This window comes from Pseudoxanthomonas sp. CF125 (assembly GCF_900104085.1).
Taxonomy (GTDB): domain Bacteria; phylum Pseudomonadota; class Gammaproteobacteria; order Xanthomonadales; family Xanthomonadaceae; genus Pseudoxanthomonas_A.
The window spans coordinates 2063639-2081685 of record NZ_FNLD01000001.1 but is presented as its reverse complement, the minus strand read 5'-3'; the positions used below and the strand labels follow the sequence as shown (position 1 = coordinate 2081685).

At 64.1% G+C, this 18047-nt stretch carries 18 protein-coding genes; 15 read left to right on the top strand and 3 right to left on the bottom strand.

Annotated elements, in window-relative coordinates; all coding sequences use genetic code 11:
• Positions 1-62 precede the first annotated feature (62 nt).
• Complete coding sequence (locus tag BLR66_RS09295) at positions 63-713, bottom strand: hypothetical protein (protein ID WP_143014596.1); 651 nt, start codon at positions 711-713, stop codon at positions 63-65.
• A gap of 336 nt (positions 714-1049) precedes the next feature.
• On the opposite strand from BLR66_RS09295, the gene BLR66_RS09290 reads away from it, so the two are divergent.
• From BLR66_RS09290 to hslU, 12 genes are all read left to right on the top strand, one after another.
• Positions 1050-2030, top strand: a complete 981-nt coding sequence (locus tag BLR66_RS09290; protein ID WP_093283929.1) for a helix-turn-helix transcriptional regulator — start codon at positions 1050-1052, stop codon at positions 2028-2030.
• 277 nt (positions 2031-2307) lie between these two features.
• Positions 2308-2625, top strand: a complete 318-nt coding sequence (locus tag BLR66_RS09285; protein ID WP_093283925.1) for a hypothetical protein — start codon at positions 2308-2310, stop codon at positions 2623-2625.
• A 68-nt stretch (positions 2626-2693) separates the two neighbouring features.
• A complete protein-coding gene (locus tag BLR66_RS09280; RefSeq protein ID WP_093283921.1) occupies positions 2694-4826 on the top strand; it encodes a prolyl oligopeptidase family serine peptidase in 2133 nt (710 codons plus the stop codon).
• 464 nt (positions 4827-5290) lie between these two features.
• The gene (locus BLR66_RS09275) at positions 5291-7420 is read left to right on the top strand and encodes a S9 family peptidase (protein ID WP_093283916.1); all 2130 of its coding nucleotides are present in this window, start codon (positions 5291-5293) and stop codon (positions 7418-7420) included.
• A gap of 96 nt (positions 7421-7516) precedes the next feature.
• On the top strand, positions 7517-7906 hold the full coding sequence (locus BLR66_RS09270) for a YbaN family protein (protein WP_093283912.1): 390 nt from the start codon (positions 7517-7519) through the stop codon (positions 7904-7906).
• 88 nt (positions 7907-7994) lie between these two features.
• Entirely contained in the window at positions 7995-8435 is a 441-nt protein-coding gene (locus BLR66_RS09265) for a hypothetical protein (RefSeq protein ID WP_093283907.1), read from the top strand.
• Positions 8436-8494: 59 nt separating this feature from the next.
• On the top strand, positions 8495-8722 hold the full coding sequence (locus BLR66_RS09260) for an LPS translocon maturation chaperone LptM (protein WP_093283903.1): 228 nt from the start codon (positions 8495-8497) through the stop codon (positions 8720-8722).
• Entirely contained in the window at positions 8715-9572 is an 858-nt protein-coding gene (dapF, locus tag BLR66_RS09255) for a diaminopimelate epimerase (protein WP_255402353.1), read from the top strand. Before BLR66_RS09260 ends, dapF begins: the two co-directional genes overlap by 8 nt.
• Positions 9569-10243 carry a DUF484 family protein gene (locus tag BLR66_RS09250; RefSeq protein ID WP_093283898.1) on the top strand — a complete coding sequence of 225 codons (675 nt, stop codon included), beginning with the start codon at positions 9569-9571 and terminating at the stop codon, positions 10241-10243. The genes dapF and BLR66_RS09250 overlap by 4 nt, the downstream gene beginning before the upstream one ends.
• Before the next feature lie 112 nt (positions 10244-10355).
• Entirely contained in the window at positions 10356-11228 is an 873-nt protein-coding gene (gene xerC, locus BLR66_RS09245) for a tyrosine recombinase XerC (protein WP_176943808.1), read from the top strand.
• 163 nt (positions 11229-11391) lie between these two features.
• The gene (gene hslV, locus BLR66_RS09240; RefSeq protein WP_093283891.1) at positions 11392-11943 is read left to right on the top strand and encodes an ATP-dependent protease subunit HslV; all 552 of its coding nucleotides are present in this window, start codon (positions 11392-11394) and stop codon (positions 11941-11943) included.
• Positions 11944-12024: 81 nt separating this feature from the next.
• A complete protein-coding gene (hslU, locus tag BLR66_RS09235) occupies positions 12025-13386 on the top strand; it encodes an ATP-dependent protease ATPase subunit HslU (RefSeq protein WP_093283887.1) in 1362 nt (453 codons plus the stop codon).
• Positions 13387-13467: 81 nt separating this feature from the next.
• Here the strand turns inward: hslU and BLR66_RS09230 are convergent, their stop codons facing one another.
• Together BLR66_RS09230 and BLR66_RS09225 are read right to left on the bottom strand one after the other, a co-directional pair.
• Positions 13468-13917: an OsmC family protein gene (locus BLR66_RS09230; protein WP_093283877.1), complete on the bottom strand. Its 450-nt coding sequence runs from the start codon at positions 13915-13917 to the stop codon at positions 13468-13470.
• A gap of 48 nt (positions 13918-13965) precedes the next feature.
• Positions 13966-14418 carry a nucleoside deaminase gene (locus tag BLR66_RS09225; protein WP_093283872.1) on the bottom strand — a complete coding sequence of 151 codons (453 nt, stop codon included), beginning with the start codon at positions 14416-14418 and terminating at the stop codon, positions 13966-13968.
• Between the two features lie 157 nt (positions 14419-14575).
• Here BLR66_RS09225 and BLR66_RS09220 point away from each other — a divergent pair, with 157 nt between their 5' ends.
• The 3 genes from BLR66_RS09220 to BLR66_RS09210 all read left to right on the top strand — a co-directional run bounded on the left by BLR66_RS09220 (position 14576) and on the right by BLR66_RS09210 (position 17859).
• Complete coding sequence (locus tag BLR66_RS09220; protein WP_143014595.1) at positions 14576-16174, top strand: metallopeptidase domain-containing protein; 1599 nt, start codon at positions 14576-14578, stop codon at positions 16172-16174.
• 109 nt (positions 16175-16283) lie between these two features.
• Positions 16284-17060 carry a bifunctional demethylmenaquinone methyltransferase/2-methoxy-6-polyprenyl-1,4-benzoquinol methylase UbiE gene (gene ubiE, locus BLR66_RS09215; protein WP_093283862.1) on the top strand — a complete coding sequence of 259 codons (777 nt, stop codon included), beginning with the start codon at positions 16284-16286 and terminating at the stop codon, positions 17058-17060.
• Between the two features lie 67 nt (positions 17061-17127).
• On the top strand, positions 17128-17859 hold the full coding sequence (locus BLR66_RS09210) for a 3-keto-disaccharide hydrolase (protein ID WP_255402352.1): 732 nt from the start codon (positions 17128-17130) through the stop codon (positions 17857-17859).
• The last annotated feature ends 188 nt before the right edge of the window (positions 17860-18047 follow it).

Sequence of the window (18047 nt, the reverse complement as noted above, 5' to 3'; positions counted from 1 at the left end):
TGATCCGGCGCGGAGTCTGCCAGCCGGCTCGGGGAGCAAGCCGTTAAACGCAAGTTAGGAAATCATTGCGGCGGATCGATGGTTATCGACGGGTCATCGAAGCGCGAATAGCGCAAGGTCATCGAATAGGGTTTGCCCTGCGCCTGTCCCTGGTGCAGCAACTGCAGGGGCAAGCCATCGCTGCCGATCCAGAAAGTGAACTCGTTGGCTTCGGGCTGCGTGTTCCTGACCAGATACTTCTTCGCCGCCTGGCCTTCCACGCTGTCGCTGCCCAGCGCCTCGACGCTCAGGCCGGCCTTGTTCTCCTCGATCTTCAGCGGATCGCGCCATTGGCTCAGCGTGCCTTTCGGCAGCGGCACCTTCATCGAACGGCCGTCGGCCTGCATGTACATGGTGTCGCCGACGATCACCTGGGTGCCCACCGGCATCTTCATGCGGTAGCGGTCGGGGGCGACGAAGTCCATTTCATTGGTCATCCCGCGCGCGCCCTCCATGACCATCACCGCATGGAAGGACTTGGCTTTCAGGAACTTGTCCATCGATGCCTTTACTTCGTCTTCGGGACTCGACAGCAGGCTGGGGGGCGCCGCCTTCTCCGCCGCCATGTTGGAGGCGGTCGGGTTCGCATCCGCACCCGGTTCGGCGGGTGCGGACTGTTTGCAGGCTGCAAGGACCAGGACAACACAGGCAAGCGCAAGTGGACGGCAGGTCATGCGGGACTCCAAGGCTGGGGGCAGGGAGACATCATCGATCCGGCTGGCGAACCTGATGACAGAAGGATAGCGTGGGAGTGACATTCTGCTGCGAGCTCCTGCATGCGCCTGTCTGGGCCATTGAGAGCTCGCGGCGGGGACGCCGCTCCCGCGCGGCCGGGTTCCGTCAGCGCGCCGGCAGCTTGGGTCCGCGCGTTGAGGGGTCGCTGCGCACGGGTGACTGCGCAGCGGGATCCGGCACCGCACGGGCCCAAGCTGTCGAACAGCCGGTCCCCTGTATTTGCTTCAACGGCATCTTCATCGCGAAAACGGCCACGGCTCGGCCATAATCGGCGCATGGACAAGATCGAACGCATCACCGCCCTGCACCGCATCCTCAAGGCCGCGCGCTACCCGGTCACGGTCAAGCGCCTGCAAGAGGAACTGGGCTGCTCGCGCGCCACCGCCTATCGCGACCTGGCCTACCTGCGCGATGCGCTGATGGCCCCGATCGAGGGCGATGGCGAAGCCGGCTTCCGCTATCAGGCCGGTGAAAGCGAACGCTTCGAACTGCCGGGCCTGTGGCTGAGTTCGGAAGAACTCTATTCGCTGCTGGCCGCCCAGCAATTGCTGATGCGCACCGGCGGTGGCGTGCTGGCCGGCGCGCTGGCGCCGTTGCAGAAACGCATCGAAGGCCTGCTGGCCGACCATGCCGGCGTCGACCACTGGCCGGTGGAGCGGGTACGGGTGATCCCGCACCGCGGACGCCGGCTGGATGAAGCCAGTTTCCGCAGCGTGGCCTCGGCGGTGCTGGAGCGCAAGCAGCTGAATTTCGAATACCGGGCGCGCTCCACCGACGAGCGCACGCGGCGCACGGTTTCGCCGCAGCGCATCACCCATTACCGCGACAACTGGTACCTGGATGCGTGGGACCACGAACGCGCCGGGCTGCGCAGTTTCGCCGTGGACCGCATCAGCAACGCCAAGGCGCTGGACGAAGCGGCGCGCGATCTGACCGACGCCGAGCTCAACCAGCACCTGGCTTCCAGCTACGGCATCTTCTCCGGCGAACCCAAGGGCTGGGCCACCATCGTGTTCAGCGCCAAGACCGCGCGCTGGGTGGCCGACGAGCAATGGCACTCCAAGCAGGAGGGCAAGTTCCTGCCCGATGGCCGCTATCAGCTGAAAGTGCCCTACAGCGTGTCGCGGGAACTACTGATGGACATCCTGCATTACGGCGCCGATGCGGAAATCATCGAGCCGCCGGTGCTGCGCGAGCAGGCCAAGTCGTTGTTGGAGCTGGCGCTGAGCAACTACGAGCGGTCGTCGGGGGCGTAGCCCCGACCTACGTAGGACGAGGTAGGTCGGCCCTACGTGGCCGACTCCGGACACGGGCGATATACCGAACGCGTGGAGTGCACGCGCGTCGGGGGCGTAGCCCCGACCTGCGTAGGACGAGGTAGGTCGGCCCTACGTGGCCGACTCCGGACACGAGCGATATACCGAACGCGTGGAGTGCACGTGCGTCGGGGGCGTAGCCCCGACCTACGGGACGGTCGCAGCTCTTGAGATGGCGGCGCGGCAGGCTGGCCTTCCAGCCCAAGGAGCCATCGCCATGCCCAAGCTCGTAGCCCGTCAGAACGTTGCGGTAACGCCCGACCCGCAACTCCGTCGCAGCCTGCGACTGGCATTGCTGTGCGGATTGGCCCTGGTGATCCTGTTGCCCATGGCTCGCGGCTCCAGCGAGTGGCTGGGCTGGCTGCCGATGTGGCTGGTCGGCATGCCGGCCATCGCACTGTGGTCGCTGCATCGTTTCCGCCTGCCACTGGGCAAGGCGGCGACCGCCGGCCTCGCGCCGCGCCGTCGCCGTCCGGGCACGCAAGCGCGCCGCCGCGCGATTCCCTCCAGCCAGCGCCTGTCTCGCGCGGCCTGACCTTCGGCAGGGGAGTGGGTTGACGGGCTGTGCTAGCGTGGAGAATTGACCGCGCTACCGGAGTACCCATGCCCAAACTCGCCCATGCCTGCCAGACGATCGCCATCGCCGCGGGCCTTGCCGCTGCCGCAGGCAGCACTTTCGCCCAGGAGCCCGCTGCAGTGACCGACGACAAATACGCCTGGCTGGAAGACGTCGAAGGGCAGAAGCCGCTGGAATGGGTCAGGGCGCAGAACGCCAAGTCCGAGGCCGAAATCGCCTCCACTCCCGAGTTCAAGCAACTGGAAGGCAAGATCCTGGCCATGCTCGATTCCGACGCCAAGATCCCGGGCGTGGAAAAGATCGGCGACTACTACTACAACTTCTGGAAAGACAAGAATCACGAGCGCGGCCTCTGGCGCCGGACCACGCTGGAGGAATACCGCAAGCCGCAGCCGCAGTGGGAAACGGTCATCGACCTGGATGCGCTGAACAAGGCCGAAGGCCTGCAGGACGACAAGAAATGGGTCTGGCACGGCGCCGACTGCCGCAAGCCCGACTACAAGCGCTGCCTGATCGCGCTGTCGCGCGGCGGCTCCGATGCCGACGTCACCCGCGAGTTCGACCTCACCACCAAGCAATGGGTCAAGGACGGCTTCTTCCGTCCGGAAGCCAAGGGCGCCCTTGGCTGGAAAGATGCCGATACCGTCTACGTCTTCACCGATTTCGGCCCCGGCAGCATGACTCCGTCCGGTTATCCGCGCATCGTCAAGGAATGGAAGCGCGGCACGCCGCTCAGCGCCGCCACGGTGGTATACGAAGGTACCAGCCAAGACATGTACATCGCGGCCTATCGCGACAATACGCCCGGCTTCGAGCGCGATTTCGTCAGCCGCACCATCGCCTTCTACAACGACGAACTGTATCTGCGCGGCAGCGACGGCAAGCTGACCAAGATCGATGTCCCCAACTCCACCGGAAAAGGGGTGGTGCGCGATTGGCTGACCGTGGAACTGCGCGAGCCCTGGGAAGTCGACGGCAAGACTTACAAGGCCGGCTCGCTGCTGGCGACCCGGTTCGACGATTTCATGGCCGGCAAGCGCAAGTTCGACGTGCTGTTCGAACCCACCGACTCCACGTCGCTGGCGGGCGCCACCTGGACCAAGAACCATGTGGTCCTGAACGTGCTGGACGACGTCAAGAACAAGCTGATCGTACTCACCCCTTCGAGCGGCGGCTGGAAGAAAAGCGAATTCGCCGGCGCCCCGGCGTTGGGCACCATCGGCGTCGGCGCGGTGGACAGCGACGACAGCGACGCGGTGTGGTTGACCGTCACCGATTACCTGACGCCCACCACGCTGATGATGGCCGAAGCCGGCGGTCCCGCGTCGGCGGTGGAAGCGCTCAAGACCATGCCCGCCTTCTTCGACGCCTCGAAGGACGTGGTGGAGCAGCACTTTGCCACTTCCAAGGATGGCACCAAAGTGCCTTATTTCCTGGTGCGGCCCAAGGGCCTGAAGTACGACGGCAGCGCGCCCACCTTGCTGTACGGCTATGGCGGCTTCGAGATTTCGCTGACCCCGGGTTACTCCGGCGGCGTGGGCATGGGCTGGCTGGAAAAGGGCGGCGTGTACGCGGTGGCCAACATCCGCGGCGGTGGTGAATACGGCCCGCGCTGGCACCAAGCGGCGCTGAAGCAGAACCGGCACAAGGCCTATGAGGACTTCGCGGCGGTCGCGCAGGACATGATCGCGCGCAAGATCACTTCGCCCAAGCGCCTTGGCATCCAGGGCGGCAGCAACGGCGGCCTGCTGACCGGCAACATGCTGATGCAGTATCCGGAGTTGTTCGGCGCGGTCGTGGTGCAGGTGCCGCTGCTGGACATGAAGCGCTACAACCATCTGCTGGCGGGCGCTTCGTGGATGGCCGAATACGGCAATCCGGACACCGCCGATTGGCAGTTCATCCAGAAGTTCTCGCCGTACCACCTGTTCGACCCGGCCAAGACCTATCCGCCGACGATCTTCATGACTTCCACGCGCGACGACCGCGTGCATCCCGGCCATGCGCGCAAGATGATGGCCAAGATGCTGGACGCCGGCAAGGACGTGCGCTACTACGAGAACATCGAAGGCGGCCACGGCGGGGCGGCCAACAACAAGCAGTCGGCGCACATGAGCGCGCTGGCGTACACCTTCCTGTGGCAGCAACTCAACAAGTGAGCTTGGAAAAGCCGGCGGGAATCTTTCAGAAGTAGCCCTTCCCCTGCTTGCGGGGGAAGGTGCCGAAGGCGGATGGGGGCGCTCTTGGCGTGGTCCATCCGACTAGAGCAGAAGCGTTTCGCGCTTTGCGCGAGTCACTTTTCTTTGAACGGCAAAGAAAAGTAACCAAAAGAAAGCCGCCCTACAGCGCGCCCAACGATGAAGCTGTTGGGTCTGCAGGCGAATCGGGAATTTCCGTAAGGCGCATCCTGCGCCTCCGGAAACGGCGCACATCCTTGTGCGCCGCCCTTCGGGTTTACCCGATTCGCCTGCCGCGCCTCACGGGAGGGCAAGAGCCAGAAGCACAAGCACAAGCACAAGCAAAAATCGTTCCTCCAGGCTGCTTTTCCCTATCGCAAGACGACGATTGATAGTTCAAGATCGCCCCCGACCATTGCGCAGTGCCCAACAAGGACACACTTGTAATGAAACCAACCTATTTCCTGCTTGCGGCCACCCTCCTGATGACCACTTTTCCCAGCTCCGCCCTTTCTCCGGTCGCCACTGCGCCCGATGCCGCCAAGAAGCCGCATGAAGTCAAGGCTCCTTTCGGCGCCACGCGCAACGACGACTACTACTGGTTGCGCGACGACGATCGCAAGAATCCTGAGATGCTGGCCTATCTGAATGCGGAGAACGCCTACGCCGACGCGGTGCTGGCGCCGACCAAGCCGCTGCAGGAGAAGCTCTATAACGAGATCGTCGGGCGCATCAAGCAGGACGATGCCAGCGTGCCGTACCGCGAGCGCGGCTACTGGTACTACACGCGCTTCGAGACCGGCAAGGACTACCCCATCCATGCGCGCCGCAAGGGCAGCATGGAGGCCCCGGAAGAGGTTTTGCTGGACGTCAACGCGATGGCCGAAGGCAAGGGCTACTTCAGCGTCGGCGATGCGCAAGTCAGCCAGGACAACAAACTGCTGGCCTGGGCCGACGATGCCGTGGGCCGTCGCCAGTACGTGATCCGCTTCAAGAACCTGGAAACAGGGGAGCTTTATCCGGATGCGATCAGCGGCGTATCCGCCAACGTGGTCTGGGCCGACGACAACAAGACTTTGTTCTACGTGGAGAACGATCCGGAAACCTTGCTCACGGTGCGGGTGAAGTCGCATGTGCTGGGCACGCCGGTGTCCGCCGACAAGCTGGTTTACGAAGAAAAGGACGACAGCTTCTACATGGGCATCGGCCGCAGCCGCGACGACCAATTCATCTGCATCTCCGTCGAAAGCACGGTTTCCTCCGAACAGCGTTGCGCGTCGGCCAGCGATCCGTCGCGATTCGCCGTGCTGGCGCCGCGCGAACGCGATGTGGAGTACAGCGCCGACCACCTAGACGGACGCTGGGTGATCCGCACCAACTGGAAAGCGAAGAACTTCCGCATCATGACCGCGCCTTCCGGCTCCACCTCGCGCGAGGAGTGGAAAGACTGGGTCGCGCACAGCGATGAGGTCTACATCGAAGGCTTCGAGCTGTTCGACGGTTTCACCGCCGTCAGCGAACGCTCCAACGGCCTGGAACGCCTGCGCCTGCTGCGCGCCAACGGCAAGGAGGAATACGTCAAAGCCGACGAACCGGCGTATTCGATGGGCCTGGACGTGAACTCCGAACACGACACTCCGTGGCTGCGCTACAGCTACACCTCGATGACCACCCCGGCCACGACCTACGAACTCAACGTGGACACCGGAGAACGCAAGCAGCTCAAGCAGCAACCGGTAATCGGCTACGACCCGGGCAAGTACACCACCGAACGGTTGTGGGCGACCGCCCGCGACGGCACCAAAGTGCCGGTATCGCTGGTCTACAAAAAGGGCTTCCAGAAGAACGGCAAGGGCGCGCTGTTCCAGTACGCCTACGGCAGCTACGGTTCTTCGACCGATCCGGGTTTCAATTCGACCATCGTCAGCCTGCTGGACCGCGGCGTGGTGTACGCCATCGCCCACATCCGCGGCGGCCAGGAAATGGGCCGCGACTGGTACGACAACGGCAAGCTGCTGCACAAGAAGAACACCTTCACCGATTTCATCGACGTTACCGACGCGCTGGTCAAGCAGGGCTACGCAGCGCCGGACCGCGTCGCCGCGTCCGGCGGCAGCGCCGGTGGCCTGCTGATGGGCGCCATCGCCAACATGGCCCCGGAGAAATACCGGGTGATCGTGTCGCAGGTGCCGTTCGTGGATGTGGTCACCACCATGCTGGACCCCTCCATTCCGCTGACCACCAACGAGTACGACGAGTGGGGCAATCCGGAGAAGAAGGAATACTACGACTACATTCTCACCTATTCGCCTTACGACAACATAAGCAAGCAGGCGTATCCGGCGATCTTCGTGGGCACCGGGCTGTGGGATTCGCAGGTGCAGTACTGGGAGCCGGCCAAATACGTGGCCAAACTGCGCGATGAGAACACCGGCACGCTGCCGCTCTTGTTCCGCGTCAACATGGAAGCCGGCCACGGCGGAAAATCCGGTCGTTTCCGTCGCTACCGCGAGGCAGCGGAGTATTACGCCTTCGTGCTGGACCAGCTGGGTGTGGCCGAACCGGCGACGAACTAGCTGCCTCTCTTGTAGGAGCGCGCCCTGCCCGCGACGAAGCTTTCCATGTAGAGCTTCGTCGCGGGCAGGGCCCGCTCCTACAGCTATCATGTGGCGATGACCGAAAGTTCGCGTTTCCGCTGGGCTTGGTGGCTGCTGGCTTATGTCAGCCTGGGTCTGGGCATCGTCGGTATTTTCGTGCCGGGCCTGCCGACCACCGTATTCATCCTGGTGGCCGCATATGCGGCCTCGCGCGGGTCCGACCGCCTGCATCGCTATCTGCAGCAGCACGTCCGCTTCGGCCCGATGATTCGCGACTGGCAGGCGCATGGCGCAGTGTCGCGGCGGGCCAAGTGGGCGGCAACCGGGGCCATGCTGGTGTGCGCAGCGGTACTGCTGGCGATCATGCTCTCGACCGGAGCGCATCGCTGGTGGATGGCGGCACTGCCGATCGTCTGCATGGCAGCGGTCGCGGCATGGCTGTGGTTGCGGCCGGAACCGCGCTAGCCGCTGTCGCTGCCGCGCATGGAAATTGTGAGGTGATCGGAGTCGGCGCAATCGCTAGACTGTCTCGCTCAAATATAGGTGAGTCGATATGAAGCCTCGCGGTTATTTCCTGGTGTTGGCCTTGTTGCTTGCCAGCAACGGAGTCTGGGCCGGCAGTGCCGCACAGGAACAGGCGCAGCGCAAGATCGTTTCCCGTTTTTACCAAGCCACCGACGGCATGCTGGAATACTGTCGTGGCGTTCCGGAAGCGCAATGGCTGGCGCACGCGGCCACTGTGCGGGCCTTCTGGCTCAAATACCCCGAATTCGGAAAAAGACTGCGGGACTCGCCCTACTATCCAGCCGCAGTCGCCAGTCAGGCGCAAGCGCAAACGGCAGAGCTGTCGGGCATGGATCCGCATTTTCACAGCAACGAATGCGGCTACTACCAGCAGCTGATCCAGGAATATCTGGATGACCCGGACGGGGACCGGCAGGCCGAGGTCAGGGAGATGACGGAAACGCTGGCCGGCCCAGCAGCTGCCGATTGAACATAATCGGACTTAAATGGAGCTGCCTCGGGGCGGAGGCAACTGACTATACTTCGGCCATGAACAGTTCCCATCGCCTCGCCCTCGCTGCCCCCCTCCTTTTGTTGCTTGCCGCTTGCGGCGCCAAAGGCCCGCTGATCCTGCCGGAGAAGGCGGCGCCGATCGAAGCGCCCGCGGAAACCGCTCCGGAAGCGTCCGTGCCCACCGACGAGACTTCCACGACCCCCGCCGACCAGCAAGCCGAAGAAGCGGTCGACGATCCCGCGCCGCCGGCCGAGAATGACTGACAAGGCTGCCCCGGGCGTGCCAGCGTTGCGTTTCTCCAAGATGCACGGCGCCGGCAACGATTTCGTCGTCATCGATCTGCGCGACGGCACGCCACCGCCGGATGCGGAGCTCGCTTCGCGGCTTGCCGACCGCCATTTCGGCGTCGGTTGCGACCAGATCCTGACCATCGAGCCTCCGCGCAGCGCCGGGGCGGTGGCCTCCTATCGCATCTGGAATTCCGATGGTTCGCCTTCGCAACAATGCGGCAACGGCGCGCGCTGCGTAGCGGCGTGGCTGGTACGCGATGGCGTGGCCCGGGGAAACCGTTTCCGTGTCGATAGCCCGCTGGCGACGCATGAAGTGGAACGGCTGGAAGGCGATCGCTATTCCATCGCCATGGGCGTGCCGCAGTTCGAGCCGAAGCTGATTCCGCTGGCGGGATTTCCCAAGGCCGACAGCTATCGCCAGAACCTCGATGGCGAGGTCGTGGAATTCGGTGCGGTGTCCATGGGAAATCCGCACGCAGTCATCGAAGTGGCCGACGTCGATCTTTCCCCGGTGCTGGTGCAGGGACCGGCGCTGCAGAGCAGCGGGGCGTTTCCGGAGTCGGCCAATATCGGTTTCGCCCAGGTCGTTTCGCGGCAGCGTCTGCGCCTGCGCGTGTTCGAGCGCGGTGTCGGCGAAACGCTGGCCTGCGGCAGCGGAGCCTGCGCGGCGGCAGCCGTGTTGATGCGGCGCGGGCGCATAGACCGCAGCGTGGACATCACCCTGCCGGGTGGCGACTTGCATATCGACTGGCCCGATGACGCCGCCGAGGTCATCATGTCCGGACCGGCGGCATTCGTATTCGAAGGGGAATGGAAACAATGAGCGAAGCACAAGAGAAGCTGGGTGCCCACGAGATCGCGGCCTGGCTGCGCCGGCACCCGACCTTCCTCAAGCAGTTCCCCGATCTGGCCTTGACCCTGATCGTGCCGCGCGAGGAAGGCCCCACCGCCTCGCTGGCCAGCTACCAGCTGGAAGTGCTGCGCGACAAGAACCGCGAACTGTCCAAGCGCCTCAACGACCTGTTCGCCAACGCGCAGGAGAACGAACGCCTGGCGGTGCGTACCCACCAGCTGACCCTTTCGCTGTTGAAGCAGAACACCGCGCAGGACACCTTGCGTGCGATGGCCGCTTCGCTGGCGGAGGATTTCAACGGCGACCTGGTGCGCATCGTGCTGTTCGAACGGATCGCCGGCCTGGACGATGCCGAATGGCTGCAGGTGGTGGCGGAGAACAGCACGCACCTGAATTCGTTCCGCGACTGCCTGAAGGACGGCGAGCCGTTGTGCGGCCGTCTGCAGCCGGAGAAGAACGCCTTGCTGTACGGCGCGCGCGCCGAGGAAGTGCAGTCGTCCGCACTGCTGCCGTTGCCCGGCCTGGGACTGGTGGCGGTGGGCAGCCGCGACGGCAACCGGTTCTATCCGGGCATGGGCACGTTGTTCCTGCGCATGATGGGCGAGGCGCTAGCGGTGGCGATGAAGCGGTTCGATGGCTGACATGTAAGAGCGGGCCATGCCCGCGACGAAGCTGTACCGGTAACGCCCGGTCGCGGGCATGGCCCGCTCCTACAAGATTCCCGTATTTGTTGAGGTCCCGGAGTGGGGAAATATGATCGAAGACTTCCTCTTTCACCTCCAGGTCGAACGCCGCATGTCGGGGCATACGCTCGATGCCTATCGGCGTGACCTGACCGCGCTGGCCGAATGGACTGCGGGGCAGGGCAAGGAAAGCCTGGCCGAACTCGACGCAGAACAACTCCGCGCCTTCGTCGCCGCCGAACATCGCCGCGGCCTCTCCCCTAAAAGCCTGCAGCGCCGGCTTTCGGCATGCCGCAGCTATTTCAACTGGTTGCTTCGGCACGGCCGCATCGCTGCCAGCCCCGCTGCTGCATTGCGTGCGCCCAAGTCGCCGCGCAAGCTGCCGCAGGTGCTGGATGCCGACGAAGCCTCGCGCCTGGTGGAAGTGCCCACCGACGTACCGTTGGGGTTCCGCGACCGCGCCTTGCTGGAATTGTTCTATTCCTCCGGCCTGCGTTTGAGCGAACTATGCGGCCTGCGCTGGAACGACCTGGATCTTTCCAGCGGTTTCGTCACCGTACTCGGCAAGGGCAACAAACAGCGCAAGGTGCCCGTGGGTTCGCATGCGCGCAAGGCGCTGCAGGCGTGGCGCGACGAACAGAAAACGGCGGGCGATGTCCCGGTGTTTCCGGGGCGCGGCGGCGGCCCGATTTCGCAACGCGCCGTGCAGATCCGGATGAAGCTGCTGGCGCAGAAGCAGGGCATGTTCAAGAACGTGCATCCGCACATGCTGCGGCACAGTTTCGCCAGCCATATCCTGGAATCCTCCGGCGACTTGCGCGGGGTGCAGGAATTGCTGGGACATGCCGACATCGCCACCACGCAGATCTATACGCATCTGGATTTCCAGCACCTGGCCAAGGTCTACGACGCCGCGCATCCGCGCGCCAAGCGCAAGACCTGACCTCTTCCTGTAGGAGCGGGCCCTGCCCGCGACGCTCTTTTTCCCGATACGCGGAGAAGAGCGTCGCGGGCAGGGCCCGCTCCTACAGGGGACTATCTGCCATTGGTCATGCTTGAACCCGCCCAGGCCGTCCCCACCTCCTAGTTACCACTTCGGAGGCCGCATGGACCCCAGTCAGAACCCCAATGTTTTCCACGCCACCACCATCCTGTCGGTGCGGCGCAACGGCCGCGTCGCCGTGGCCGGCGACGGCCAGGTCACGCTGGGCAATACGGTGATGAAAGGCAATGCGCGCAAGGTGCGCAGGCTGGGCCGCGACGGCCAGGTGCTGGCCGGTTTCGCCGGTGCTGCGGCCGATGCGTTCACCCTGTTCGAACTGTTCGAAGCCAAGCTCGAAAAACACGGCCAGCTGCAGCGCGCCGCGGTAGAGCTGGCCAAGGACTGGCGCACCGAGCGCCGTCTGGGCAAGCTCGAGGCGCTGCTGGCGGTGGCCGACAAGGACACCTCGCTGATCATCAGCGGCACCGGGGATGTGATCGAGCCGGAAGACGGCATCATCGCCATCGGCTCCGGCGGCTCCTACGCCTTGTCGGCGGCGCGCGCGTTGATGGCGCATACCGAGATGGACGCCAAATCCATCGCGGTAGAGTCGTTGAACATCGCCGGCGATATCTGCATCTACACCAACCGCAACGTGGTGGTAGAGGAATTGTGAGCGCGTAGGAGCGACGTGAGTCGCGACCGATCCGTGCCGTTTCCATTCGCGACTTACGTCGCTCCTACGAAAAGCCTATCCATGAACGACAACAACTCCACCATGACCCCGCGCGAGATCGTGCAGGAACTCGACCGCCACATCGTCGGCCAGCACGGCGCCAAGCGCGCGGTGGCCATCGCCCTGCGCAACCGCTGGCGGCGCATGCAGCTGCAGCCCGACCTGCGCGACGAGGTGATGCCGAAGAATATCCTGATGATCGGCCCCACCGGCGTGGGCAAGACCGAGATCGCACGCCGGCTGGCCACGCTGGCCAACGCGCCGTTCGTGAAAGTGGAAGCCACCCGTTTCACCGAAGTCGGCTACGTGGGCAAGGACGTGGAGCAGATCGTGCGCGACCTGGCCGACACTGCCGTCAAGATGTACCGCGAACAGGCCAAGGTGCGCGTACGCACCCAGGCCGAGGAGCGTGCCGAAGACCGCATCCTGGATGCGCTGTTGCCGCGGCGTAGCGCCGGCATCGGTTTCGACGCCGAAGCCGCCCGCAACGAACCCTCGGCGCACGACGGCGATACCCGCATCAAGTTCCGCAAGATGCTGCGCGCCGGCGAGCTGGACGACCGCGAGATCGAACTCGAACTCTCGGCCAACGTCAGCATGGATATCATGACTCCGCCGGGCATGGAGGAAATGGGCCAGCAGCTGCGGCAGATGTTCTCCAGCATGGGCGGCGCCAAATCGCATACGCGCACGCTGACCATCAAGGCCGCGCGTCCCCAGCTGGTGGAAGAGGAAGCAGCCAAGCTCGTCAACGAAGACGATATCCGTACCGCGGCCATCGAGGCCTGCGAACAGAACGGCATCGTGTTCATCGACGAGATCGACAAAGTCGCCAAGCGCGGCGGCAACATGAGCGGCGGCGACGTAAGCCGCGAAGGCGTGCAGCGCGACCTGCTGCCGCTGGTTGAAGGTTCCAACGTCAGCACCAAGTACGGCACGGTCAAGACCGACCATATCCTGTTCATCGCCTCCGGCGCGTTCCATCTGGCCAAGCCCAGCGATCTGATTCCCGAACTGCAGGGCCGCTTCCCCATCCGCGTGGAGCTCTCGGCGTTGTCCAAGGACGATTTCGTACGCATCCTCACCGAACCCAAGGCCGCGTTGACCCGCCAGTACGAGGCGCTGTTGCTGACCGAGGGCGTGACCGTGGAATTCACCACCGATGCCGTCGATCGCCTCGCGGAGATCGCTGCGCAGGTCAACGAGCGCCAGGAGAACATCGGTGCGCGCCGCCTGCACACCGTGCTGGAACGGCTGCTCGATACCTTGAGTTACGAAGCCCCCGACCGCGATGGGCAGAAAGTCAGCATCGACCGCGCCTATGTCGACGCGCATCTGGGCGAACTGGTGCAAGACCCCGACCTGAGCCGCTACATTCTCTGAGTCCCTTGTAGGAGCGGGCCCTGCCCGCGACGCATTACCACCAACAGCGTCGCGGGCAGGGCCCGCTCCTACAAATCCGGGTCATTGCGGTTCGATGGTGACCTCGGTCTTCACCGAATTGGCGATGAAGCAATGCTCGTGCGCCGAATGGTGCAGGCGTTGCAGTCCTTCGGCATCGGGCGCGCTGCCTTCGGCGAACACGATCTTGGGCCGCAGGGTGACGCCGGTCAGGGCGATCCTGCCGGCATCGTTCTTGCCCAGCGTGCCTACGGCCTCATCGGCGTAACTGTCGATGACCCAGCCCTTCTTGGCGGCGATCGCCAGCAGGGTCAGCATGTGGCACGACGACAGCGCCACCACCAAAGCTTCCTCCGGGTCCACGCCGTGCGCGCTGCCCAGGTAGGCCGGTGCCGCGGAGCCGGTGAGACGTTGCCCGCGTTCGAAATTCCATTCATGGTCGCGGCTGTAGCCATCCGGGGTGAAGGGCTTGCCGTCGCGTTTCCATTGGATAGTGGTCTTATGTTCGGACATGGCGTCGCTCGACAGAGTTGAGAGTGCGATCTTACTCGCCGACCAAGTTCAATCCTCGCCGATATCCTCGTTCCACACTTCCGGATTGGCCGCGATGTAATCGCCCAGCATGCTGATGCATTCCTCGTCGTGCAGATCGACGACCTTGACCCCGTTCTCGCGCAGCCAATCGATGCCGCCGCCGAAGTTGACCGACTCGCCCACCACCACCGTGCCGATGTTGAACTGCCGGACCAGGCCGCTGCAGTACCAGCAGGGCGCCAGGGTGGTGACCATGATGGTGTCGCGGTAGCGGCGCTGGCGGCCGGCTTTGCGGAAGGCGTCGGTTTCGCCGTGGACCGAAGGATCGTTTTCCTGAATGCGCCGATTGTGGCCGCAACCCAGCAGTCTGCCGTCGTTGTGGAAAAGAGCCGCGCCGATGGGGATGCCGCCTTCGGCCAGGCCCCGGCGGGCCTCGGCGACAGCGGTTTCCAGCAGGGAGCGGTAGTCGATGGTGTCCATGCAAATCCGGAAGGGGCGGCGCGGTAGGATGTTGCCACGTGCGCAGGCGATTCGGGAAATGCGGCCTGGGTCACCCCAGCGCCGGTGCTTGTCGTCTATCTAGTAAGGGCGGGAATCGGAGGCGTAGGGTTGCTTCCGCAAAGATCAGGGGGCTGACGTGGCAATAGGGAAAAGCGCATCGCTCACGCTCGGCATGCGGGCCATGCTGGCGTGCGGTCTGGGAGCGGTGCTGATGATGGGCGCTTTGCAGGCCCGGGCCCAGATCGTCCAAGGACAGCTGCAACTGCAATGGGGCGACCCACGTGGAGATGACGGTCAGGCGAAGCGAACCGGCAAACTCCGGGTCGCTCTGGTGACCGACGACGGCAAGCGCCAGGCGCTGGACCCGGCGCAGGCGCGCATTGCCGCCGGCGATCTGTATGCGCTGGCCAACCGCCGGGTGGCGGTCGATTTCGGCACCGATCCCCGCCGTGCGGCGCGCGGGAAAGTCGAAGCCATCGTTCCGGCCGACAATCTTGGCCAGAGTTACGACCCGGCGGTTCCGCTGAAGACCGGTCCGGTGGCCAAGGCGGTCGCGGGCACCACGCGCTGGGTGACGGTGGCCTGCAAATTTTCCGACATCGCTACCGAGCAGAAGACGGTGGAGTTTTTCCGCGGCCAGTACGGCACGCTGGCCGGCCAGCTGGGCCATTACTGGCCAGAGGTGTCGTACGGAAAAGTAACCCTCGCGGGCAGCGACGCCTATGGCTGGTTCACCTTGCCCCAGCCGCGTTCGTACTACATCACTGGCGAAGGCGATGGAAAAGCCGACCTGGACAAGCTGTTCGAGGACTGCGCGGCCGCGGCCGATCCGGTGGTGAATTTCAATGCGGTTCAGGGCATCAACATGATGTTCAATGGCGACCTGGACGGTTTTGCATGGGGCGGCGGCGCTTGCGGTCCCCTGGAAGGCGCCAACCGGTGCATCCGCAACACCTGGAATCCGCCCTGGGCGTTCAACAACCTGGCGCCGCTGGCGCATGAAATGGGCCACGGCTACGGCCTGCCGCACTCGAACAATTCCGACGGCGACGACGACCCCTACGACAATCCCTGGGACGTGATGAGCGATGGATGGCGCAACGCCGTCGCCAATGCGACCTACGGCACCCTGCCCAAGCACATCAACATCTACCAGCGCGATCGCCTGGGCTGGGTGGATGCGGCGCGCAAGCGGACGGTGGCGGCCGGCGGACCACGGGTGACAGTCAACCTGGACGCGGCCAGTCTGGCGGGTTCGCTGAACACGCAGATGGTCGTGTTCACCATTCCGCAGGAAGCCGGGGTCCTGTACACATTGGAGGCGCGCAAGCGCACCGGCGCCTATGAAGCCAACCTGGCCGGAAACGCGGTCATCATCCATCGCGTCGTCAATGGCGACATGGCTTACAGCATCGATGCTGCCGTGCCCCCGGCCAATGTTTCGAACAACGAGGAGTCGATGTTCAAGGTGGGGGAAACCTGGGTGTCGCCCTACAACGCCTATTGGGTCACGGTGGAGTCGGAAACCGCGACAGGCTTCGTGGTGTCGCTGGGGCCACAGCCGCGCTACATGGGCGGTCCCGCACCGGTGCGCCGCTCGACCGGCGGCACCGCCAGCGCCTCGCAGCCGGCGCTGCTGTCGACCCCGGCGAGCCGCAAGCCCCGCCAGGCAGGCGATTGCGCGACAGGACGTGGGGTCTCCACGCAGAAGCAATGCGGCGGGCGCATCAAATAGCCGATCTCAAGGGGCTTTGGCGCGTGCGCCGCCGGGCGTGCGCGGTTCTTTCCGCACCGAATGGACGGTTCGCGGGCGACCTCCGCGCCTGTAGTGCGATAATCGCGGCATGAGCGAATCCCCCTACAAATCCGGCACCACCCATTTCGGCTTCAAGGACGTCGCCGCCAAGGACAAGCAGAAGCTGGTCGGCGAAGTGTTCTCTTCGGTCGCGGGCAACTACGACCTGATGAACGACCTGATGAGCCTGGGCGTGCACCGGGTGTGGAAGCGCTATTTCGTCGGCACCGCGCAGGTCAAGCGCGGCGACCGGGTACTGGACCTGGCTGGCGGCACCGGCGATATCGCGGCGTTGCTGAAGGACCGGGTGGGTCCGGAAGGCGCCGACTCTGATGGACGCGTGGTGCTGGGCGACATCAACGCCGGCATGCTTTCGGTCGGCCGAGACCGCATGACCAACCGCGGCCTGGTCGCCGGGCTGGACTACGTGCAGTGCAATGCCGAAGCGTTGCCGTTTCCCGACAACAGCTTCGACCTGGTCACCATCGCTTTCGGCCTGCGCAACGTCACTGACAAGGACGCCGGCCTGCGCGAGATGTTCCGCGTGCTCAAGGTCGGCGGGCAGGCGCGGGTGCTGGAATTCTCGGAAGTGACGGTGGACTGGTTCAAGCCGGTCTACGATTTCCACTCGTTCAAGATCCTGCCCAGGCTGGGCCAGTTGTTCGCCAAGGACGCCGGCAGCTATCAATACCTGGCCGAAAGCATCCGCAAGCATCCGCCGCAGGAAGAACTGAAGACGATGATGCAGGAAGCCGGTTTCGAGCGCTGCAGCTACAAGAATCTGTCCGCCGGCATCGTGGCGGTGCATACGGGTTACAAGGTCTGATACAGGCGACTCCTCGCAGGCAGAAAAAATGGGAAAACTTCCGGCTATCGCTTTCGTCATTCTCTCCATGAACGCAGCATCGGCCCAGGAAAGCAAAGACCCGAAAGCCACCGAGGTCTGGCAGCCCGAACCCGAAGTCGTAACGCCCGCCGCGGCCGGCAATACGGCGCCGCCGGCCGATGCCATCGTTCTGTTCGATGGGACGAACCTGGATGAATGGGCGTCGGCCGCCGATGCGAATGCTCCTGCGCAATGGACGGTTTCTGGCGGCGCGGTCACGGTGAAGAAAGGCACCGGAAACATCCGCACCAAGCGCTCGTTCACCGACTACCAGTTGCATCTCGAATGGCGAATCCCCGGGAACATCAGCGGCGAAGGGCAGGCGCGCGGGAACAGTGGCTTGTTCCTTGCTTCCACCGGCCCTGGTGACGAAGGTTACGAAATCCAGATCCTGGATTCCTACAACAACAGGACCTATTCCAACGGCCAGGCAGGCGCGATCTACAAGCAGCATGTTCCGCTGGTCAATGCCAATAGAAGGCCCGGGGAATGGCAGGCCTACGATGTGGTCTGGACCGCTCCCAGGTTCAACGACGATGGGTCGCTGAAGAGTCCGGCAAGGGTGACGGCGTTCCTCAACGGGGTGCTGGTGCAGAACAATGTCGAGCTGCAAGGCGTTACCGTTTATATCGGTAAACCGTTTTACAAGAAGCATGGTCCGGCACCCATCAAGCTTCAGGATCACGGAGATCCGAGTGAGCCCATCAGCTTCAGGAATATTTGGATAAGAGAGATCTAAGCGGAGCGGCATCCGCTGGAGCAGGGTTCAGTAAAAGGAGAGCCTGTGGGAGAGGCGTCCTGTGGGGGCGGCGTCCCGCCGCGAGCTTTGAGCTTTCAAGATTGGGCTCAAGCCTTCTTACGCGGTTCATAGGTCGAAAGCTCGCGGCGGGACGCCGCTCCCACAGGACGCCGCTCGCACTTTGCCGT

Bases quoted from the DNA above. Each gene is read 5' to 3' on its own strand.
- xerC (WP_176943808.1), top strand. From the start codon at position 10,356: ATGATCGAAGACTTCCTCTTTCACCTCCAGGTCGAACGCCGCATGTCG.
- BLR66_RS09265 (WP_093283907.1), top strand. From the start codon at position 7,995: ATGAAGCCTCGCGGTTATTTCCTGGTGTTGGCCTTGTTGCTTGCCAGC.
- ubiE (WP_093283862.1), top strand. From the start codon at position 16,284: ATGAGCGAATCCCCCTACAAATCCGGCACCACCCATTTCGGCTTCAAG.
- BLR66_RS09295 (WP_143014596.1), bottom strand. From the start codon at position 713: ATGACCTGCCGTCCACTTGCGCTTGCCTGTGTTGTCCTGGTCCTTGCA.
- hslU (WP_093283887.1), top strand. From the start codon at position 12,025: ATGAACGACAACAACTCCACCATGACCCCGCGCGAGATCGTGCAGGAA.
- BLR66_RS09225 (WP_093283872.1), bottom strand. From the start codon at position 14,418: ATGGACACCATCGACTACCGCTCCCTGCTGGAAACCGCTGTCGCCGAG.
- dapF (WP_255402353.1), top strand. From the start codon at position 8,715: ATGACTGACAAGGCTGCCCCGGGCGTGCCAGCGTTGCGTTTCTCCAAG.
- BLR66_RS09275 (WP_093283916.1), top strand. From the start codon at position 5,291: ATGAAACCAACCTATTTCCTGCTTGCGGCCACCCTCCTGATGACCACT.
- BLR66_RS09230 (WP_093283877.1), bottom strand. From the start codon at position 13,917: ATGTCCGAACATAAGACCACTATCCAATGGAAACGCGACGGCAAGCCC.
- BLR66_RS09280 (WP_093283921.1), top strand. From the start codon at position 2,694: ATGCCCAAACTCGCCCATGCCTGCCAGACGATCGCCATCGCCGCGGGC.
- BLR66_RS09270 (WP_093283912.1), top strand. From the start codon at position 7,517: ATGACCGAAAGTTCGCGTTTCCGCTGGGCTTGGTGGCTGCTGGCTTAT.
- BLR66_RS09285 (WP_093283925.1), top strand. From the start codon at position 2,308: ATGCCCAAGCTCGTAGCCCGTCAGAACGTTGCGGTAACGCCCGACCCG.
- BLR66_RS09250 (WP_093283898.1), top strand. From the start codon at position 9,569: ATGAGCGAAGCACAAGAGAAGCTGGGTGCCCACGAGATCGCGGCCTGG.
- hslV (WP_093283891.1), top strand. From the start codon at position 11,392: ATGGACCCCAGTCAGAACCCCAATGTTTTCCACGCCACCACCATCCTG.
- BLR66_RS09260 (WP_093283903.1), top strand. From the start codon at position 8,495: ATGAACAGTTCCCATCGCCTCGCCCTCGCTGCCCCCCTCCTTTTGTTG.
- BLR66_RS09290 (WP_093283929.1), top strand. From the start codon at position 1,050: ATGGACAAGATCGAACGCATCACCGCCCTGCACCGCATCCTCAAGGCC.
- BLR66_RS09210 (WP_255402352.1), top strand. From the start codon at position 17,128: ATGAACGCAGCATCGGCCCAGGAAAGCAAAGACCCGAAAGCCACCGAG.